At 39.3% G+C, this 20513-nt stretch carries 15 protein-coding genes; 8 read left to right on the forward strand and 7 right to left on the reverse strand.

Going from position 1 to position 20513, the window contains the following annotated elements; all coding sequences use genetic code 11:
• The first annotated feature begins 328 nt into the window (after positions 1 to 328).
• The 6 genes from KZP23_RS11715 (at position 329) to KZP23_RS11740 (ending at position 10241) form a co-directional block, all read left to right on the forward strand.
• A complete protein-coding gene (locus KZP23_RS11715) occupies positions 329 to 3415 on the forward strand; it encodes a T9SS type B sorting domain-containing protein (RefSeq protein ID WP_226336417.1) in 3087 nt (1028 codons plus the stop codon).
• A 26-nt stretch (positions 3416 to 3441) separates the two neighbouring features.
• Positions 3442 to 4389, forward strand: coding sequence for a PorP/SprF family type IX secretion system membrane protein (locus KZP23_RS11720; RefSeq protein ID WP_226336418.1), 948 nt, complete (start codon positions 3442 to 3444; stop codon positions 4387 to 4389).
• Between the two features lie 221 nt (positions 4390 to 4610).
• A complete protein-coding gene (locus KZP23_RS11725) occupies positions 4611 to 5651 on the forward strand; it encodes an NAD-dependent epimerase (protein ID WP_226336419.1) in 1041 nt (346 codons plus the stop codon).
• A 103-nt stretch (positions 5652 to 5754) separates the two neighbouring features.
• Positions 5755 to 6804, forward strand: a complete 1050-nt coding sequence (gene rfbB / locus KZP23_RS11730) for a dTDP-glucose 4,6-dehydratase (protein ID WP_226336420.1) — start codon at positions 5755 to 5757, stop codon at positions 6802 to 6804.
• 186 nt (positions 6805 to 6990) lie between these two features.
• Entirely contained in the window at positions 6991 to 7788 is a 798-nt protein-coding gene (locus tag KZP23_RS11735) for a polysaccharide biosynthesis/export family protein (RefSeq protein WP_226336421.1), read from the forward strand.
• Positions 7789 to 7790: 2 nt separating this feature from the next.
• The gene (locus KZP23_RS11740) at positions 7791 to 10241 is read left to right on the forward strand and encodes a GumC family protein (protein WP_226336422.1); all 2451 of its coding nucleotides are present in this window, start codon (positions 7791 to 7793) and stop codon (positions 10239 to 10241) included.
• Between the two features lie 19 nt (positions 10242 to 10260).
• Here the strand turns inward: KZP23_RS11740 and KZP23_RS11745 are convergent, their stop codons facing one another.
• On the reverse strand, positions 10261 to 11514 hold the full coding sequence (locus KZP23_RS11745; RefSeq protein WP_226336423.1) for an anthranilate synthase component I family protein: 1254 nt from the start codon (positions 11512 to 11514) through the stop codon (positions 10261 to 10263).
• Between the two features lie 80 nt (positions 11515 to 11594).
• Entirely contained in the window at positions 11595 to 12317 is a 723-nt protein-coding gene (locus KZP23_RS11750; protein ID WP_226336424.1) for a YceI family protein, read from the reverse strand.
• A 144-nt stretch (positions 12318 to 12461) separates the two neighbouring features.
• On the opposite strand from KZP23_RS11750, the gene KZP23_RS11755 reads away from it, so the two are divergent.
• A complete protein-coding gene (locus tag KZP23_RS11755) occupies positions 12462 to 12977 on the forward strand; it encodes a gamma carbonic anhydrase family protein (RefSeq protein WP_226336425.1) in 516 nt (171 codons plus the stop codon).
• A gap of 1 nt (position 12978) precedes the next feature.
• On the opposite strand, the gene KZP23_RS11760 is transcribed toward KZP23_RS11755, so the two are convergent.
• The 5 genes from KZP23_RS11760 to KZP23_RS11780 all read right to left on the reverse strand — a co-directional run bounded on the left by KZP23_RS11760 (position 12979) and on the right by KZP23_RS11780 (position 19488).
• Positions 12979 to 14124 (reverse strand): hypothetical protein, encoded by a 1146-nt coding sequence (locus KZP23_RS11760; protein WP_226336426.1) that lies wholly within the window; start codon positions 14122 to 14124, stop codon positions 12979 to 12981.
• Positions 14125 to 14239: 115 nt separating this feature from the next.
• Positions 14240 to 15676 carry a hypothetical protein gene (locus tag KZP23_RS11765; protein ID WP_226336427.1) on the reverse strand — a complete coding sequence of 479 codons (1437 nt, stop codon included), beginning with the start codon at positions 15674 to 15676 and terminating at the stop codon, positions 14240 to 14242.
• 258 nt (positions 15677 to 15934) lie between these two features.
• Positions 15935 to 16954, reverse strand: a complete 1020-nt coding sequence (locus tag KZP23_RS11770; RefSeq protein WP_226336428.1) for a cytochrome d ubiquinol oxidase subunit II — start codon at positions 16952 to 16954, stop codon at positions 15935 to 15937.
• Positions 16955 to 16957: 3 nt separating this feature from the next.
• Complete coding sequence (locus KZP23_RS11775) at positions 16958 to 18283, reverse strand: cytochrome ubiquinol oxidase subunit I (RefSeq protein WP_226336429.1); 1326 nt, start codon at positions 18281 to 18283, stop codon at positions 16958 to 16960.
• Positions 18284 to 18402: 119 nt separating this feature from the next.
• Positions 18403 to 19488: an AMP-binding protein gene (locus KZP23_RS11780; protein ID WP_226336430.1), complete on the reverse strand. Its 1086-nt coding sequence runs from the start codon at positions 19486 to 19488 to the stop codon at positions 18403 to 18405.
• A gap of 172 nt (positions 19489 to 19660) precedes the next feature.
• Here KZP23_RS11780 and KZP23_RS11785 point away from each other — a divergent pair, with 172 nt between their 5' ends.
• Positions 19661 to 20494, forward strand: coding sequence for a 1,4-dihydroxy-2-naphthoyl-CoA synthase (locus KZP23_RS11785; RefSeq protein WP_226336431.1), 834 nt, complete (start codon positions 19661 to 19663; stop codon positions 20492 to 20494).
• The last annotated feature ends 19 nt before the right edge of the window (positions 20495 to 20513 follow it).

Here is a 20513-nt window from a genome sequence, read left to right on the forward strand (position 1 = left end):
AACAGCGTTATTTTGGATCAATTTTCTAGACCACACACCATTGGAAAATAGATCAACTACCTACCACATGCAGCCTTACCTTATTGTAATTTAATTACAATAGGAGTATTTGCTATCTGCTTAAATGTTGAGATACTTCATAGGGAAGTGATTTCCGTCTAACTACCAGTTGGTAATGCTAAAGTCAAATGCCCACACCACTTGATTTTGCAATGCCTGAGGAGGTTGCTGTATGATTTGTCTTTAGAAATGAAGCGGGCAGTAGGATTATTATGGCGGGCTGTTTTGCATCGTATTTTGACGTTAAATGGACACTGAATTTTATACAATGAAGAGAAATCTACTTTCAATTATTTTGGGAATTGTCTTTCTGCTTTCGGCATCCCCGTTCGTATATGCCGAGGCCGGTAAATTACCCATCATTTCCACCACACCCGGATATACGGAGTTTGAACCAGGTAAGGGGGCTGTAGTTATTGATGCTGGAGTGACTGTCTCGGACGAGGATTCAGAAAGGGCTTCCAAGGCTATTGTTAAGCTATCAAACCGACCTGATGGAGGTAATGAGTTCATTACTATTGGTCCAGAGGTAGTTGATTTGGCCGAAGATAATGGCCTTGTCATTAATTATGATTTTACCAAAGGAGAATTGACCATCGAAGGCTTGGCAAGTTTTGCTCTTTATCAGCAAATCCTTCAACAGCTCAATTATAATAATGTGTCCATGATTCCGGATATTGCTGACAGACTTGTGCAGTTTACGGTCTATGATGAAGAAGGTAATGTCAGTGAGAGTAAGACCAGAGTTATTCAGATTAAGAATGTACAAGCGGTCATTACCAATGTGGAAATATCAGATGAAGGATGGTATGGCATTGGAGAGGGGCTTGAAATTAGCTTGATTTTTAATAGGCCTGTTTTTGTTGCCGAGGGCAGCCCGTATTTTTTGGTAAGTATAGGAGGAGAAGAAGTGAAGTTTCTCTATAATGCGGGCTCAGGTACTACAGAGTTGAAGTTTACTTATGCTGTGGAGGAGAATAAAATGGATGAGGATGGAATTGAAGTCAATCCTGAGGTATTGCTAGATGGTGCAGTTATAAAAGACAGTGTGGGTGAATTGGCCGATTTGAGTATAGGGAATTTTCCAGATCCTTCTGGTATTAAGGTCGATGGCGTTCGCCCATATGGACTTGAATTGACTTTGCCCGCAGATGGTGCTTACTCTGTTTGTGATGAAAATACTTTAAAGTTTAGCATGACAATAAGTGAAGCTGTTCAGCTAGAAGGAACTGGATTGGTTCTGAATTTTATGATGGATTCAGGACCTCGTCAGGCCACTTTTATTGCTGAGGAAAGCAATGCTGAATTATTAGTATTTACTTATACTATAGCTGCAGGAGATGCTGAAGCTGATGGGGTAGAGATTGTTGGATTAACACTTGGAGATTTAAATATTCTTGACCAGGCCAATAATGCATTGACTGATTTGGGCTTGGTCAGAACCGAAGTGAAAGGAGAAAATAATATCACTATCGATGGTACCGCTCCAGCAGCTCCTACTATAACTGCTATTACGCCAGATTCAGGAGCTAATTCAACTGATGGAATTACCAATACCAATGGATTGAGCATCATTGGGACAGCTATTGGAGGGGTGACTATTAAAGTTATGATTAATAATGAGGCGTTAGGAGAAACAACTGCGGATGCAGAAGGGAATTGGCAATTAGATATAAGCGACTTAGACCTGGCAGAAGGGAATTTTACAGTGACAGTTTCGGCGGTGGATGAGTCATGCAATGAAAGCGCACCAAGCAGTGAGTTTAAATTTCAAATAGATCAAACGGGGCCAGTTTTAACAGCAAAAATTGTTGAAGTGGCATTAGGAGAAGACGGCACTGTGGTGGTGACACCGGAAATGTTAATAGAAACTGTAACGGATAATTTTACGTCCACAAATGAAATAGCTTTTCAACTCTCCAAAAGTGATTTTGCCTGCGAAGATGTTGGGGAAAATAAAGTGGCTTTAACTGCAACCGATTTGGCAGGCAATGCCACTACCATTGAGCTTATGATAACCGTGGTAAGCAATGAAATGCCTGAATTGATCATTGAAGATTTAGCATTGGAACTAGATGTGGAAGGCCAAATAGAAATTGCTTACACAGATGTGGTAAAGGGTTTTGCAGGTGGTTGTTATGAAATGGATGATTATAACTTTACTCTAAGTAAAAGTCTTTTTACCTGTTCAGATATTGGAAATCAGCTTGTTACCTTGACCAGTACCGCTCCGAATGGTGAAGTGACCGAGTATGAGGTTGACGTAAGTGTGGTGGATGCCCTGGCACCAGTGATTTCTGGTATAGAAGGGAATATAGATGTATATGTAGGAGCCTCAGGAGAGTATGTATTGACGGATGTTATTCCTGAATTTGAAATTTCTGACAACTGTACTGTCTTTAATACATCTCAAATTCCTGCTTCTGGAACCGTGTTAAGCGGTTATAATGAACCTATTGAAATAAAAGTCCAAGCTGAAGATGCCAGTGGGAATGTTCAGGAAGCGGTGTTTACCATTACCCTTAAAAGTCAGATCATAGCAAGTCTCGTAGAGCCAGAAATCATCACGGTGAGTTGGGGGACTGGCATAGAAGAATTGCCTCTTCCGGAACAAATTGAGGTGGTACTGCTTTCTGGGGAAACAGTAATGTTAGAAGTGAATTGGGATATGTCAGGTTATGATGCAATGGTTCCTGGAATGTATAGCAGTGTTGGAGAATTGGTGCTGGCTGGTGACTTGGCAAATGTGAATCAATTACAGCCTAGTATGGTCATCATGGTATTGGAAAAAGAGTTGCCAATAGATATCGAATTGAGTGATGATGAATTTTCTGTAGAGGATAATCCTGAAGCGCCATTGGGCACACTTACGACCATTGATCCAGATGATGATATTCATACTTATGACTTATCGGGTGAAAATTCTGATGAACAATATTTCTATATTTTAGGGGATAGGATTTTTTATACCCCTGAAAATATGCCTGAGGGTCAAAGTGAATTTACCATTTCGGTCACCAGCACAGATAGGTTGGGCAATACCATTTCTAAAACTTTTGTAATCACCAGAACCAAGCCAGCATTAGATGATTTGAACATTCCTAATGTGTTTACTCCAAACGGAGATGGAATTAATGATAGATGGGGTGTCTCGGCTCTCCAGTTTTATGAAGCGGTGAAGGTGATGGTGTTCGAAAGGAGTGGTAAAATGGTCTTTGTGACCTTCGATCCTACAGAAAGATGGGATGGGAAATATGAAGGTGTTGATTTGCCAGTAGGTAGTTACTATTTCATCATTGAAATAGGAAGTGAAGGACAAAAGAGAAGGGGAGTAGTAACCTTGATCAGGGATTAGGCAGCACTAAAGAAAACAGAAAAAAGATGAAGAGGATATTAATTATATTGATCGTTTTGTTTCCGCTAGTGCTGGGGATGGCACATGCGCAAAGCCGAAAATATATCAGTCATTTCAGTAACTTTAAAAGTTATTATAATCCCAGTTTGGTAGCACATGGGGGAAGTGTTGCCCAAAGTATAGTCAGGAATCAATGGGGAGGGTTGCCCGGGGCACCAAAAACTATTTTGGGTAGTGTCGAGGGGGATTTTTCCCAATTAAGAAAGCTAGATAGTATTGGGATAGTTGGCAGAAATGCAGCTGGATTGGTCGTGTTGTTTGATCAACATGGTCCATTTTCCGAGACTGAAATATTATTGAACTATACCAATCGGATCAGAATTACCGAAAACCATATGTTAGGCTTGGGGATTGGGATGAAATACCTGAATACTGAACTGGATGGGACCAAGCTTTCTCCAGAGCAAGAGAATGACCCCGGCTTATCCAGGTATATGGGCGGTTTTGCTGAAAGTAAGGTGTTTGATTTTAACTTAGGGATAAGCTTGATCAACAAGCAATATTATCTTTCTTATTCGCTTCAAAACGTCAGTGGAGCAGAGATTTCCAGTGGAGATGATTTTTATGAAGGAAGGGCTCCCATCTCAAATTTGCAGGCTGGATTCAGGGGGATGCTCAGTCCTAATGTAGGTTTAGTAGGGAATATGCTATACAGGATGCAGAAAGATTTGCCTTTTCATCAAGAATTTAATGTGAAAGCAGTGATGATGGAGAAAGTATGGTTGGGAGTTGGACACAGGGTGGACTATGCGACCAATCTTCAGGCAGGATTTATGTTTGATCGTTTTAGGGTAGGGTATGTGTATGAAATGTCCACCAAAAGAAATTCCAAAATGTACGGAAGTACACATGAGTTTATGGTGTCTTTTAGTTTGTTTGAAAAAGGGAAGCAAGGAGTTATGGGCATTTGGTAAATATTTGATTTTCCTCAATTAATAAATGAAAAAATCGTGCTGTCTCAGTACGATTTTTTTGATTTAACTTGCTGAATTTCTTGTATATTGTAGAAGAGGGGGATTTGAAAGGATTTTTTCATGGTGAGCTTTTCACTCCCATTTATGTGTATAGAATATCTTGGTAGCAATAAATGTTCTAAATTTGAACTTAGAAAAAGAATGAAAAACATGAATCGCCTATGAAATTTTTGGTAACAGGTGCAGCGGGATTTATTGGCTTTGCATTGGCAAAAAGACTTTTGGAAGAGGGGCATGAGGTAGTAGGTCTAGACAGTATCAATGATTATTATGATGTAAACCTTAAGTATGGAAGGCTAGCGGATTTAGGCCTGGATATAACAAAAGTGAAAAGTGCCAAGGGGGAGGAGGTGAAATCTTCAGCGGGTTTTTCTTTTTATAAAATGAAGCTTGAGGATAGCAATGGGTTAATGGAGATTTTCGCCAAGGAGAAATTTGATATAGTGGTTAATTTAGCCGCACAGGCTGGAGTGCGTTATTCCTTGGAAAACCCAATGGCCTATATTGATGCGAATATCGTAGGTTTTATTAACGTGTTAGAGGCTTGCAGACACTTTCCAGTTAAGCATTTGGTATATGCCTCCTCCAGTTCAGTTTATGGGGCTAATAAAAAGATTCCTTTTTCTTCTTCTGATAATGTAGATCATCCTGTAAGTCTTTATGCAGCCACTAAGAAGTCCAATGAACTTATGGCGCATACCTACAGCCACCTTTATGGAATTCCTACCACGGGATTAAGATTTTTTACGGTATATGGACCTTGGGGAAGGCCGGATATGGCGATGTTTTTGTTTACAGATGCCATAGTGAAAGGAAGGCCCCTGAAGGTTTTTAACCAAGGTGAGATGCAAAGAGATTTTACCTATATAGATGATATAGTAGAAGGAGTTTATAGGGTGTCATTAAAGATACCAGAAGTAAAAGGAACAGGGAAGGATACTGTAGATTCACAGGTACCGTATAAAATTTATAATATTGGAAATTCCAAATCCGTTAATTTGATGGATTTTATAAAGGCCATTGAAAAGGAACTGGGAAAGAAAGCCATTTTGGATATGCAACCAATGCAAGCGGGAGATGTTCCTGTTACCTATGCAGATGTTTCAGAGCTAGCGAATGATACTGGCTATCAGCCCAATACGGCTATTGAGAAAGGGGTGTCTTCTTTTGTGTCTTGGTACAAGGACTATTATGGGCTTTAGTTAAGTAAAATGTGTGATTGTCCTTCACGGTGTTAGCTTTGCAAGCCCGTTGGGACAATCAAGTTTCCAGGAAGTTTTTGGGACTTCAGTACAAAATATACAAATGCAAAAATCAATTTTAATTACCGGAGGAGCTGGCTTTATAGGGAGTCATGTAGTGAAATTATTCGTTTCAAAGTATCCTAAATATAAAGTGGTCAATCTGGATAGCCTTACTTATGCAGGCAATTTGGAGAATCTTAAAGAAGTAGAGAAGGCAGATAATTATGTTTTCGAAAAAGTAGATCTTTTGGAAGAGTCTGGATTAAAGGCCGTTTTCGAAAAGCATGAAATTACCGATGTTATTCATTTAGCTGCTGAGTCACATGTGGATAGATCCATTAGTGATCCGTTGGCTTTTGTAAAGACCAATGTTATCGGGACAGTAAACCTACTTAATGTGGCTAGAGGTTATTGGAAGGATTACGATGCACACCTTTTCTATCATGTGTCTACAGATGAGGTCTATGGGTCTTTGGATAATGGAGGGTACTTTGAGGAAACTACCGCTTATGATCCACAATCACCCTATTCTGCCTCTAAGGCTTCATCAGACCATTTTGTAAGAGCATACGCCAATACTTATGGATTAAGAACAGTGATCAGTAATTGTTCAAATAATTATGGACCAAATCAATTTCCTGAAAAGTTGATACCTTTATGCGTCCACAATATCAAAAACAATAAACCTTTGCCAATTTACGGAAAAGGAGAAAATGTCCGTGATTGGTTGTATGTGATAGACCACGCCCATGCCATAGATAAAATATTTCATGAGGGAAAAGCTGGAGAAACTTACAATATAGGAGGGTGGAACGAATGGCAGAATATAAATATCGTAAAACTGCTTTGCGAAATAATGGATAGGAAATTGGGCAGGGAAAAAGGAACATCTTCAAAGCTGATCACTTTTGTGAAGGATAGGGCAGGACATGATATGAGGTATGCCATCGATGCCAGTAAACTAGAAAAGGAACTAGGCTGGAAACCTTCCTTGCAGTTTGAGGAGGGAATAGAAAAAACTGTTGATTGGTACCTAGAGAATGAAGCATGGTTGGAACATGTTACCTCTGGAGATTACCAGAAATATTATATTGAGCATTACCAAGCGTAATGAGAGCAGCCATGGAGAAATGCCGAAGTCTATTTCAATCATAATGGACTTTGGCATTTCTTTTTTGTATTTTATTCGTTCATTATTGAAATAGTGCAGAGAGTTTGTTTTTAAGGGATTTTTTAGATTTCCAAAACTTAGATATTATAGTATATTTGGATAATGCTTAATCTCAAATTGGATTGAATGAAATATTTTCTACTTGTTTTAACCGTATTGGTTTCTCTGTCTTCGTGTATCAGTAATAAGCGGTTGAATTATTTGCAAAATTTACCAGGAAATGATCCCATTGAATTGGAAGAATTTATTCCATATGCGGAAGTAGATTATGAATATATTTTGCAGCCATTTGATGTGGTAGATATCGATTTTGCGTCATCAGATGAAGAACTTACCAAAGTGTTTGAGTACCAGGGATCCCGTAGTGCTAGAGGAGGAGGTGCTGGGGGCGGTGGAGATATTTTTTACTTTACAGGCTATAGCTTGGATAAGGATGGTTTGGTGCGTATCCCAAAGTTAGGGCAAATTAAAATTGGCGGGTTAACAGAGGAAGAAGCGAGGAAAAAAGTGGAAGATGAAATCAATCAATATTTCAAAGAAGAGGTATATGTCCGCTTAAGAACCGGTGGTATTCGATTTACCACTTTGGGGGAATTTTCCAGTTCTGGTACAAAGGTAATCATGAAGAACAGGGCCACCATATTTGATGCGTTGGCAATGGCTGGAGAAAGTAATATTTTGGCCAAAAAGAATGAGTTGTATTTAATCAGGCAATATGATGGAGGTACAAAAATCCATCAAATTAACCTGAATGATCGGGCTTTGCTGGCATCACCTTATTACTTTATTCAGCCCAATGATATCCTATATCTACAGCCAATGAGCATTAGGCAGGTAGGGGATGCCAATAACCTGACTACAGCCATACAATTAACAATTGGATTAATCACTTCAGTGCTGTTTTTTGTAGCCTTGACTAAATAACTATGATAGACCAACAAGACATATCGAAGTTTGAGGAAGAGGTCAAACCAATTGATATAAAGTATTACCTGATCAAGTATTCCAGGTATTGGCCTTTGTATTTGATGAGTATTGCCATTGCGATGACTGTGGTATTTTTATACCACAGGTATACAGTGGAGCGCTATGAAGTACAAGGGAGTATTTTGATCAAGCGGAATTCTTCACCGGAAGTGAGGATCTTGGATAGGTCCAATATATTTTCTGGGATGAACAATCTGGAAAATGATATATTGGTTTTTACTTCTAAAAACCTGGCTGCCGAAGCTTTGAAAAAGCTTCACTTTGATGTGAGTTATTTTGCGTCAACCAATATCAAGGAAGTAGAACTTTATGATAAATCGCCCATAAAGGTTCATGTGGACTGGGACCATATTCAGCAAGAAAATAGCTTGATACAGCTTACTAAGGTTGCCGAAAATGAATTTGTTTTAAATAAAGAGGAAAGAAGTTGGGTCAATTATTTTTCTGCAAAGGCCAGAGGACCTTTTGATGAAGAAATTTTAGATAAATCGTATAAGTTTGAAGAAGTCATTGCTTCCAACCGTTCTAAATTCTGGATAGAAGAATTACGTCCTTTAAAGGTTGGGGAAAAGCTATCCTTTGTTATTCATAATCCTACCTCTTTAATAGACCATTATGCGAATGCGGTGTCTGTTAGGCCCCAGAATAATTATGGATCAGTATTGAGGGTGACATTGGTTTCGACGATAGTCGAAAAAGGAAGGGATTATGTCAATGCTTTGATGGATTCTTATATAGAACATGATCTCAAGGAAAAGAATCTCATGTCCGAAAATACACTTAAGTTCATTGATGAGCAGATGTACATAGTGGAGGATTCTCTTAAGTCGGTGGAGAAAAGGATGTTGGATTTTAAAGTGGACAATCAGCTACTGGATGTGAATTCAGAATTTGGTGGTGTTTTGGGCAAAATCCATCTTTTAGAGGAGCATATTCAAGAGTTGGAGTTTGAGTTGGGGTATTTCAAATCCCTAAAAAAATACCTTGATGACAGGTCTAGTGATTATAGCGAGGTGTTGGCACCCTCTATGATGGGGATAAATGATGGCCTATTGAGCGGGATGACACAGACGTTGATGGATATTTCAATGGAGAGGAGGAAGTTATTGTCTGCGGTCAATGAAAACCATCCAGATGTGCTGAAACTGGATAAGCAAATAGAAAGATTACGGGAAAATATCTATGAAAACATTCGCAATCTGGTAGCCAATACCGAGGAAAAAAGAGCGACTGCAAAAGCCAAACTTGCGGAACTGGACAGGGAGTTTTCCAAGCTGCCCCAGGCGGAGTCCAATTATACCAATATCTATAGAGAGTATAAGCTGAGAGAAAATCTTTATAATTATTTATTGGAAAAGCGTGCTGAAGCCGGTATTGCCAAAGCTTCCAATGTGTCGGATAATTCCATTGTGGATTATGCCAGAAGAGGTAGTCTGATCTTTCCTCAAAAATCACAAAATTATGGGCTGGCTTTTGGTCTGGGTTTTTTTATTCCACTTGGTTTGTTATTGCTTTACCATTATCTGAACAACAAGATAATGGATCAAATTCAGTTGAAAAATTCTATTAGAATTCCCCTCTTGGGAACAATTGGCTTTAGTGATAAGGATACTAATATGTTGGTGGCCGAATTTCCAAAGGCAATTGTTTCTGAGTCATTCCGCTCTTTGCGGTCAGCATTGTTCTATATTGCCAGTGAAAAGAAATGTAAGCGCATTTTAGTTACTTCTAGTATTTCTGGAGAAGGGAAAACATTTGTGAGTCTGAACTTAGCCTCTGCAATGGCTTTGAGCGGCAAGAAGACCTGTATTCTTGGTATGGACCTTAGGAAACCAAGGATTTCTCAATACGTCGGGGTGAGTAACCGGAAAGGATTGTCTTCCTATTTGGTGGATAAAGCGAGTATGGAGGATATCGTGCAGCCAACCAAATATGATAATTTGTATTTTGTCCCTTCAGGCCCGGTTCCTCCGAATCCATCAGAGCTACTCTTAAAAAGTAAATTGGAAGACTTGGTCAATGAACTGGAAAAGGACTTTGATGTGATCATCATGGATACCCCACCTTTGGCATTGGTATCCGAAACCATGGATTTATTGAGATTTTCTGATGTGAACCTGTATATTGTACGACAGGATTATACCCATAAAAAATACCTTTTGATGATCAATGACTTATATGCCAATGATCAAATCAGAAATTTTTACTGTGTATTCAACGGTTTGAAAGCTGGAGGCGATGTATATGATTTTGGAGGATATAACTATGGTTATGGATATAATTATTCTTATATCAGGAAAAACAAATACACTGGCAATTACTACGAGGAAGAGGGTAAACCTGCTAAATCCAGCTGGGTGGCGAAGTTGCTTTCCATATTTAGGGTTTAGGTAGATCGAGTATTATCATTTAAGAGATGTTTTCGGCATTCAAAACCTTAAACATGGAGCTTGCTTTCAGGAGACATTCATCATATTCATATGCGGGGTCTGCATCATAGGTAATTGCACTTCCGGCAGCAAAAAACAATTCCTTCGTGTTCGTGTCGATAATAATACTCCTGATGATGACACTTAAATCAAAATCACCATTTTCTTTGATATAGCCTAAAGCCCCGCTAAACCAACCTCTTTTGAAATTTTCGTATTGATCTATCAATTCCATGCATTTGATTTTAGGTGCACCTGTCATACTTCCCATTGGGAAAGTATGGGAAATGATTTGATCGAAGCTGATATTGTCTTTGATCGTGGAGGATATGGTAGAGATCATTTGGGATATTTGCTTAAAAGGGTAAATACCAAAAAGTTCTTCCACCCTAACAGATCCGGGGTCTGATATTCTCGCAAGGTCGTTTCTCATCAAATCTACAATCATAAGGTTCTCTGCCCTTTCCTTTTCACTATGTCGGAGGGTTTCTTGAAGTTGTAGGTCTTCTTCTCTGGTTTGGCCTCTTTTTATGGTTCCTTTGATAGGTTGTGCAGTAAGTTGGCGACCTTCTTTTTTTATAAATCTTTCAGGAGAAGCTCCGATTAGGTATTGTTCCTTTGACTTGAAGAAACTACTGAAAGGCATAGGAGATAAGTACTGAAGCTTCAGGAAAACGGAAAGAGGATCTAGGTGTTCAAATTGAGCGTTAAATGCAATGCAGTAATTGAGTTCATAAATATCTCCTTCACGAATGTGATTTTGAATGCTTTTTACATTTTTAATATAATCTTCTCTCGTGGTGTTTGAAGTGATTTTTTTGATCAAGGGGACTTGGTATGAAGTACTGAATTCATTGATCTGCCCCATAATGGTATCTGGCTCCTCGTGTAAAACAATAATTTTGTTCCTTTTAAAGGAAATGACTAAGTCAGCTAGAAAAACGGATGATTCTGGACAACTTACCAATGGAGGGTTTAGGCTTTTAAGTCGTTCGAATTTATTTTTCAGATCATAACTGAAAATCCCAGCTTTTGCTCCTGGGTAGTTCTCAAGGTCATTCCAATCTATTGCGGTATTTCCAGCATATAAAATATGATCAAAGCCGTTTTTGGGATAGGGAATATTATTGGGATTATGGTAGGAAAGAAAAAGGTGGTTTTCGCAAGCCCACGAGATAGATTTTTCTAATATTCCTGAATGGAGGGGGTATTCCTTTCTCTTTTTTTCTTTCATGCATCAAAAATAAGGGAAAGGGTATAAAAAAAGAGGAACTCCGTGGAATTCCTCTTTTAATTATTTGCGGTTTACTGGTATTAGTTCGCTTTAATTTCAAAACCAACATTTACAGTGTTGTAAATGAATTTGTCTTTGGCCTTGTCAACAGCAGAGCTTTCGTCACTATAAGACAATCCCCAATCAGTTCTATCAATATTAAATCCGGCCTTGGCAGAAACTGTACCATCCTCAATTTTTACAGCTGCTGGAAATTTGATGTTTTTAGTTGTACCTCTCATGGTCAGGTTACCGCTTATCCAGTGCGTAGGTGTTTCCACCATTTGCTCGCTTAGCGATTTAGGGGTGTACTCGGTTTCGAACTCTTCTTTGTCCACAATCTCGGCATTGGCAGTGAATGGTTCTACAGAAGTCACTTCAAAAGTGGCTTTTGGATGGTTTGCTGCATCAAAGAAATCAGCAGACTGTAGGTGTCCATGTAGTTTACCATAGCTTTCTTCGGATTTTTCCAAGTCATGGATTTCAAGTGCTGTGATGTCAAAAGTGAACTCACCGCCAGTGATATCAGTACCTTCTATGCTGATTTCTCCACTGCTTACAGGGATGATACCATAATGCTTGCCAGCTGGCTTATAACCAGTCCACGAAACCTTACTTTCAGCTTCATTGACACTGATCGTTTTTCCTGTGGCTTCAGCTACCTCTTTGGCTCCAGAGGTCTCTACTGTTTCGCCTTTTTGTCCGCAAGATGCCACTAATAAGGCTCCTGTTAAGAATAATCCGGTTGTTTTGATTAAATGCATAGTTGTTTGAATTAATTATGTGTCAAATTTGATGTATATACATGTAAATTTAAAATTAATAAAAAAGGTTCAATGTCTAATGAAAAAAACTAGATTTGATTTAAATATAACGATGAATTGAATTGGATTGTTTAGCATAAAATTATGGCTTTGTTAAAAAAGATAAACGGGAAAGCACCTGAAATGGGTTCAGATTGCTGGCTTGCAGATAATGCAACGGTGGTGGGAGATGTAATAATGGGAGATAATTGTACGGTTTGGTTCAATGCCGTTGTACGGGGAGATGTACATGAAATTAGGATTGGCCACAATACCAATATTCAAGATGGAGCGATCATTCACTGTACCTACCAAAAGGCAGGAACATATATAGGGAATAATGTTTCCATAGCCCATAATGCGATCGTTCATGGATGTACTGTTCATGATAATGTTTTAATAGGAATGGGGGCAATAGTAATGGACAATGCAGTTATCAATAGTGGTGCCATTATTGCTGCGGGAGCAGTAGTTTTGGCTGGGACGGTAGTGGAAGCTAATAGTATATATGCTGGTATGCCTGCCAAAAAAGTAAAGGATACTGGTGCTGAAATGATGGAGGTAATTGATAGAACTGCGAGAAATTACCCAGTGTATTCCAAATGGTACCAAGAAGAGTAAATTAGTCTGGTGCCATTTTGGGGGTGACTTGACAACACCTGGCGATGATCTGTAAACCTATGGACTCGTAATTACTGTTAGGTCCAGTGATTTTCATGTTTCTACATAATAAAAGAGATAAGGTAAGCAGAGGGAAGATGCCAGGGTTATTGATTTTTGATCCGTTTGAAAGCCATCCTGGTGCTTGTCCTTTTAAAGTCCAGCCTCCCATAGACATCAAATATCCCATGAACCAAGGACGAGTGATATCAGCTCTGGTATAGGAAAAACTTACCTTTACATCTTGTTGTTTACTATCCTTTAAGGTAGTACTGAGCGAAGGCCAGGCTTTGGAAGCAGCTTCATCTGAAAAATTATTAGGTATCATATAAGAAGGGTGGTAACTTGTTTTTGGATTGAGTGTGCTACTTAGGGAGGTGGTGTCAAATTGGATTCTAGCATCATAAAAGCTTTTACCTACTATAGAAAGGTCCTTATTAAAGGAAGGCGTTCTGAACAATGAGGATTTTTTTGTTGGATTGATTTGTTTGATGCTACCTGATAAGAACCTGGAAGAAGCTTCTTCTTGAAGTGGAGAGAGTTTTTTGACCAAAGACCGAAGGGTATTTTGGTTAGACTGAATTCTTTTTGGAGAAGTATTTCCTGAAATGATATTATCGGCAATTTCCAGGGATATTTTTCTTTCCAATTCAATTATGGATTCCCGCTCTTGGTTTAAACTTAGTTTGTCTTTAATCGAGGAAGTTTTGGCTTGGGAAATGGTTCTCGATGAGAATAAGTTAGCCTCAGATGTACTGAAGGATTGATTCGTTGATTGATCAGAACTACTTTGATCAGTAATGCTGGCTGAAAGGATCAAATTGCCATAGACATCCTCGACGGTGTTGGCGCTGGGTGTGAAGTGGGTATTTATAAATGGGATGGGATTGACCAATCTTGAAATATTTTCAGTAGAGGACATTAGTCCGGAAGGGTTATTGGCCGTCCAAGGATTAATATATTGCTTGTCATCTAAAACCTCAGGAGGCCAAGAAAATAAAAACTGGATTTCATTCCCGCTAGTACCATTAAATGTTCCCTGTGAAAAGCCTGATATTAGGAGGTTTTCCAATTGTTTTTGGAAAAAGGTATCATTAAAAATAGACATGGAGATATGGGTTATGGTGAGATAAAAGAAAAATACGGCTCACCTGAACCGTATTTTAGTCAAAATATGAAAAATGATTGTAGATTCAGTTAACACTTAGTTTTGAAGTCATCGCTTATTTTTCCAGAATACTGGAGCTGGCTTTTTCTTCTTTATTGACCGAGCTTGGTTTTGGCGGTGCAAAAGGAACAATATTATTTACCCATCCAATAATCTGAAGACCGTCATTGGAAATGGTACTTCCGTCAAATTTGGAATTGAACTTTTTGTCCGTGCTTCCTGTGGCATAAGATCCACTGATAGAAAATGGTCCCCAGCCAAAACTAGCAGAGGTACTAAGCTTACTTTCTATCAAAGAAGAGTCCTCGTGAGAGAAATCGGCGGAGATTTTCAAGTCCCGTACAGCAATAAAGGAAGTGGGTAACAATGGAAATGGCATATTTAATTCCTGTACCCTGGTGCCATTAGATAGTTCTCCAGGTCCATATTGTTCTCCAAGATTCCAACCCTTCATGGAATAAAGCAGATTATTGTACCATGGTCGGTCAATCATAATTCTACAGAATTTGAATGAAACCTTAAGGTTTTTGGTGTCACTTGACATGGACTGGTGACTGTCTTCTTTATCAAAGCTTCCGCCCACATTCCATAATCCCCAACTTGCTTTTCCTCCTGCACTGATTTTAGAGAAGTCGGAATGTTCTGAAGTATGTATCTCTTTTGAATTTATGGTTACTTCAGTCCATTCTTCTGCAGCACCAGGAGCAAACCAGTTGGCAGGCAAGGCATAGGTTGGATACCAGACCTTATTCGGATCAGATAGCCCTGCCCTTTGATAGGAGTCAAAAGTTTCCCTTGCTTGCTTAAAAGCCACTCCTACTTGGTTATTGGAAGATTGAGATAGTACTGCCAACATGTCCTCGACTTTTGTTTTTTGAGCATTGATAAGGTCCTCATAAGCCATTTTTACGGCAGATTGGAAAGTAGGACCAAGCAAGGACCATTTTCTTTGGTCTGCAGGTTTTGACATGTCATATTGGAAATAGTTAGACATCAATGAAACCACTGCGTCATTATATGCTTTTAACTTCCTTTTGTAATTACTGTAAATTGGAGAGTCTACTTTTACCGTTACTGGTTTGCCTTCGTCATTATAAGTTACTCCATTGGTATGGAGGAAATCAAATGCTTTTTCGTAAGCCTCTTTGGCCTTAGGGTCCTCAGGGGGTGGGACGACTTGTGCATTGACAGTGGATTTATAAACCAAACTTAACCTATTGCCATTTTGACTTGTAATAGGGTTAATTGAGAATAAATTGTCCACCAAAGTGGAGAAATTTTCAACAGCCTCCATACTTCCGTCAGGATTGTTTGGGCTAAATGGATTGGCAAATTGGCTGATATCAATCTGCTGACCTGGCCAGTTGAGGCTTAAATACGTCTGGTCTGCCTGGCTTGTTGCGGGACCTTGGGTTCCTTCAGGCGGATTAGTGTAAGCACTAAAAAGCGTATCATAGATCGCTTGCATCATTCTTGAATTTTGATCTGGCATGACTTGTATTGTTTTATTGGTAAAAATTTAGTTTAGGTGCCCTAACGTCATGGGCAAAAATATTTCCCGGAAAACTGCGCGTACCAATTGGTCCTTTTTACTCAGTCTTGAAGATCAAATGTCATTAATTACTTACTATATAGATAGCGCAAAAATACCAATATACATTTTCAGGTATAAATACCTGTATAAAGGTGTTTTTCGTTGTTCATGTGTGGATAATTGTAAAAAGTATTGGTTTGTAGTTGTTTGGTCAAATCAGTTATGCTCCTCGATTTTGTATGGGGCTTTTTGGAAACTATAAATCAAATAAAATAATGCGGGTAAAATAAAAAGGCTGCCAGCGAGTAAAGCAATTCCCAAACTGTTTATAGTAGCAGGACCGGCGGCAGCATTTTCTAGCGTAATCGCACTGCCTTTTATCCGGATGAAATCAGGATATTGGCTGCTGAATAGGGTGAACAATATCAAGGTAACCTGAAAACCAGTGGTTAGCCTAAGACTGTTTACTTTCCCTTTTTTTAATTGCAGCCAAGAATAAGGCACTGAAAGAGAGGCTGCGATCAAAGCTACCAAACCCAGCGGATGTTGTAATAACTGCTGGGCCAAGGATAAGCCTTCATATTCTGCTGCCAGAAAAACCAAGCCCCCCATGATTACAGTAAGAACGTTCATTCTCAGGGCCTTTTTCCTAAATATTTCCTGATCTTCAACTGTGTTGGCTTCACCAATTAGATAAATGGCAGCAAGGAAGCCGCAGATTACTACCGTGAATATACCCACTGAAAAGGGGAAAATACCCAGCCAAGGATCAATATATGCAGTTACGAAGTCAGTTGCATTGGGGTCGATTCTTCCAGATATTACTGAACCCGCCAAAATCCCTAAAAACAGCGGGGTAATAAAGGAGGAATACACAAAAATGATGTTGTATATTTTTTGAAAATGATCCTTGACAGCATCATAATGCCTGAATATGAAGGCTGTCCCTCGAGCAATGATGCCAATTAACAATAGAGACAATGGGATATGTAGATATACAGAAACAGTGCTGTATATTTCGGGAAATCCTACAAAAAGGATGACAATGGTAATAATTAGCCACATATGATTGGCTTCCCAAATCGGTCCAATGGCCTGGTATGTAAGTAACCTAGTTTGTTCTTTTTTGGAAGCTTTAGTGAATAATTCAATAATTCCCGCTCCAAAGTCAGCCCCACCAAAAAGAAGGTAAAATAGAATAGAGATATACAAAAATGCAATTACGACGTAGAGCATGTTTTACTGATTTAGAGGAAGTGAAAGGTCTTGGATTTTATCAAGGTGATTGATTTGCCTGATGAGCAATATAGAGACAATGACCGCTAATGATAAATAAATCGTAGCATACAACATAAAGGAGTAAACAATTCCTGGCATGGGTGTTACCGCCTCGCTGGTCCTCATAATACCGTAAAGTATCCAAGGTTGTCGACCAAGCTCTGTGACGAACCAACCAGCTTCTACAGCAATAAAGCCTAATGGGGTCATCAAGGCTAAAAGCCCAAGAAACTTTTGGGAATAGATGTAGTTTTTCTTTCTCCATATTCCGAAAAGCCAGCTTATCCCCACAATCATCAGCAAGGTGCCACAAGCCACCATGATTTGAAATGCAAAATGGGTGATCAGTACTGGGGGATGTTCATCTTGAGGGATTTGGTCCAGTCCAGTAACTTCTGCATTGAAGTCTCCATGTGCCAAAAAACTTAAAGCACCTGGTATTTTAATAGCATAATTTACCGTTTTGTTTTCTTCATCAGGAATTCCCCCTATGATTAAAGGAGCTTTTTTTTCAGTATGAAAATGGGCCTCCATCGCGGCGAGTTTGGCAGGTTGTCTTTGCGCCACATCTTTGGCAGAAAGATCACCGCTTAGCGGTTGTAAGATGGCGGCTATGGCTCCAAGCGTCAAGGCGATTTTAAGGGCGCTTTTATGGATTGCTTCATTTTTTCCTTTGATCAACATGAACGCGTGGATTCCTCCAACAGCAAAACAAGTGGCCACAAAAGCTGCCAAGACCATATGCAAGGCTTGTGTGAACCATGCATCATTGAACATGGCGGCAATGGGATCGATATTAATGTATTCACCGTTTACAAAATCAAAACCTGCGGGGGAATTCATCCAAGCATTGGCGGCTACAACCAAAATTCCAGAGGCCAGGCCGCTGATTCCAACTACCACTCCTGTAAACCAATGGAACCAAGGGTTGAACTTTTTCCATCCATATAGAAAGAATCCCAAGGCAATGGCTTCAATGAAGAAAGCTGTTCCTTCCAAAGAAAATGGCATACCGAATATAGGACCAGCGTGCTTCATAAATTCAGGCCATAATAATCCTAATTCAAAGGAAAGCATGGTCCCGGATACTGCTCCAGTCACAAAGAAAATGGCCACACCTTTGCTCCATGCCTTTGCGAGGATTTTGTACTTTTCTTGTTTAGTTCTTAGGTATTTGTAATGGGAAATGGCCATTAAAAATGGCATGATCATTCCGATACAGGCAAAAATAATGTGGAAGCCCAGGGAGAGGGCCATTTGTGATCTTGCAGCTAATAAATCATCCATGTGAAGAAATTGATAAAGAATGAATCCTGCTTGAATTTACGGTTTTTTGCCCATTGGGTTGGTTTTATTTTTAGTATTATTTAAGGATTGTTTAGAATAAAATAAGGTTGTTGGTGGTTTTATGGATTTTTTAGAACTTGTTCTAAAGATTTGATTCGATTGATTTTGCCAGATGCGGTTTCTATAAAATTATCTACAAAATAGATTGTTTTGGGATTTTCATAGCTCCCTAAAGTGCTTTTTATGGACTGAGAAAATTCTTTCAGAAAATCCGTATTTGGCCTTTGTGATTCAACCACAAGAATGACTTGCTCACCCCATTTTGGATGTGGGGCTCCCGCGATAAAATAGCGGGTAGCTGGAAGTTTTTTGCCAATAATAAGAGAAAGTTTTTTTTCAATTTCTTCAGGTTGGAGTTTAATGCCTCCAGAGTTGATGGTGAAATCAGCCCTTCCTTTCCAGATAAATTGTTGCTCATTTAAAATTTCCACCAAATCATTGGTGTGTAGTTCTGTCAAGGCCATGGGAGCCTTGATGATGAGTTTGCCTTCCTTGTCTTGACTAATTTGAACACCAGGAAGGGTATGGTAGGTTAATTTAGAAGCTGGAAGTATTGGGGCCAGGGCAATATGAGAAACAGTTTCTGTCATTCCATAAGTTTGATAGGCTTGAATCTCTAGCTTGGCAATTCTAGTTTTTAATTCTTCAGATATGGGCGCCCCTCCAATAATCAAGTGTTTAATGTTTTGGAGCGCTTTGGTGGTTTTGGGGGAAATGAGCGATGTTTCTACCTGTGAAGGAACCATGGCCACAAAATCAAGGTCGTTTTGATCAACGAAATCTTCAAGTGGATTGCTTTTCGGTTCAATTAGGGTGAGGTTACAGTTCCATTGCATAGCTCTTACTAACATCATTTTCCCTGCAATCATGCCGGTATTCAGACAGCAGAGCAAATGTTTGTTTTTACTTATTTTGAAAAAGTCCCCGGTGGCCTTAGCGCTGGATTCCATTTGCTGTCTGCTTACCATGATTTTTTTTGGTTTTCCCGTTGAACCAGAGGTTTGTAGCTCAAACTTTTCTCGCCCATTGAGCCATTGCCGGCAGAAGGTTAAGGATTCTTGATAATAATTGCTTAGCTCGGGCCATTGACCAAGTTGAATTTGCTCAAATGAAATTTTATGGTTTTGGATAAAAATGTCAGTCATTTAATTAAGTGATTATGGAGCAAATTACATTTTTTTGAGAGGCTTTGGAACGGAAGAGTAAGTAAAAAAATCTTTGTAGGTATCAGCCATTAATTGATATTTAAGCACAAATAATAATTTTGAGCCTGTTATCTTGCGCTAAAATTACCTTTTAATCTAATCAATAAGCAAAATGGAATGGAAAGTAGTTAAAGAATTTGAAGATATAACCTATAAAAAATGCGGTGGGGTTGCAAGGATCGCCTTTAACCGTCCAGAAGTAAGGAATGCCTTTAGGCCCAAAACCACTAGTGAGCTTTTTGAGGCGTTTTTAGATGCCAGAGAAGATACTTCTATTGGGGTAGTGTTGCTTTCTGCTGAAGGTCCTTCTCCAAAAGATGGCATTTATTCTTTTTGCAGTGGAGGTGATCAAAAGGCAAGAGGTGAGCAGGGGTATGTGGGAGATGATGGGATGCACCGATTGAATATTTTGGAGGTACAACGATTGATCAGATTTATGCCTAAAGTGGTGATTGCCGTTGTGCCTGGTTGGGCTGTTGGAGGTGGTCATAGTTTACATGTGGTCTGTGACCTGACCTTGGCTAGTAAAGAGCATGCTATTTTTAAGCAAACTGATGCAGATGTGACCAGCTTTGATGGAGGTTATGGATCAGCTTATTTAGCCAAAATGGTTGGACAGAAGCGTGCCCGGGAAATATTCTTTTTGGGGAGGAATTATTCTGCCCAAGAGGCTTATGAAATGGGGATGGTCAATGCTGTAATCCCTCATGATGAATTGGAAGATACGGCATTTCAGTGGGCTCAGGAAATTTTGGAAAAATCTCCAACTTCTATAAAAATGCTGAAGTTTGCTTTTAATCTTACTGATGATGGAATGGTAGGACAGCAGGTTTTTGCCGGTGAAGCTACAAGGCTGACCTATATGACAGAGGAAGCCAAAGAAGGGAGAAATGCTTTTCTTGAAAAAAGAAAGCCCAACTTTAAAGATATTAAATGGATACCTTAATCCATGCACCGAACAAGCC

The organism is Echinicola marina (genome assembly GCF_020463795.1).
Lineage (GTDB): Bacteria > Bacteroidota > Bacteroidia > Cytophagales > Cyclobacteriaceae > Echinicola > Echinicola marina.

Excerpts from the sequence above, each read along its gene's own strand:
- KZP23_RS11715 (WP_226336417.1), top strand. The coding sequence starts at position 329 with ATGAAGAGAAATCTACTTTCAATTATTTTGGGAATTGTCTTTCTGCTT.
- KZP23_RS11720 (WP_226336418.1), top strand. The coding sequence starts at position 3,442 with ATGAAGAGGATATTAATTATATTGATCGTTTTGTTTCCGCTAGTGCTG.
- KZP23_RS11725 (WP_226336419.1), top strand. The coding sequence starts at position 4,611 with ATGAAATTTTTGGTAACAGGTGCAGCGGGATTTATTGGCTTTGCATTG.
- rfbB (WP_226336420.1), top strand. The coding sequence starts at position 5,755 with ATGCAAAAATCAATTTTAATTACCGGAGGAGCTGGCTTTATAGGGAGT.
- KZP23_RS11735 (WP_226336421.1), top strand. The coding sequence starts at position 6,991 with ATGAAATATTTTCTACTTGTTTTAACCGTATTGGTTTCTCTGTCTTCG.
- KZP23_RS11740 (WP_226336422.1), top strand. The coding sequence starts at position 7,791 with ATGATAGACCAACAAGACATATCGAAGTTTGAGGAAGAGGTCAAACCA.
- KZP23_RS11745 (WP_226336423.1), bottom strand. The coding sequence starts at position 11,514 with ATGAAAGAAAAAAAGAGAAAGGAATACCCCCTCCATTCAGGAATATTA.
- KZP23_RS11750 (WP_226336424.1), bottom strand. The coding sequence starts at position 12,317 with ATGCATTTAATCAAAACAACCGGATTATTCTTAACAGGAGCCTTATTA.
- KZP23_RS11755 (WP_226336425.1), top strand. The coding sequence starts at position 12,462 with ATGGCTTTGTTAAAAAAGATAAACGGGAAAGCACCTGAAATGGGTTCA.
- KZP23_RS11760 (WP_226336426.1), bottom strand. The coding sequence starts at position 14,124 with ATGTCTATTTTTAATGATACCTTTTTCCAAAAACAATTGGAAAACCTC.
- KZP23_RS11765 (WP_226336427.1), bottom strand. The coding sequence starts at position 15,676 with ATGCCAGATCAAAATTCAAGAATGATGCAAGCGATCTATGATACGCTT.
- KZP23_RS11770 (WP_226336428.1), bottom strand. The coding sequence starts at position 16,954 with ATGCTCTACGTCGTAATTGCATTTTTGTATATCTCTATTCTATTTTAC.
- KZP23_RS11775 (WP_226336429.1), bottom strand. The coding sequence starts at position 18,283 with ATGGATGATTTATTAGCTGCAAGATCACAAATGGCCCTCTCCCTGGGC.
- KZP23_RS11780 (WP_226336430.1), bottom strand. The coding sequence starts at position 19,488 with ATGACTGACATTTTTATCCAAAACCATAAAATTTCATTTGAGCAAATT.
- KZP23_RS11785 (WP_226336431.1), top strand. The coding sequence starts at position 19,661 with ATGGAATGGAAAGTAGTTAAAGAATTTGAAGATATAACCTATAAAAAA.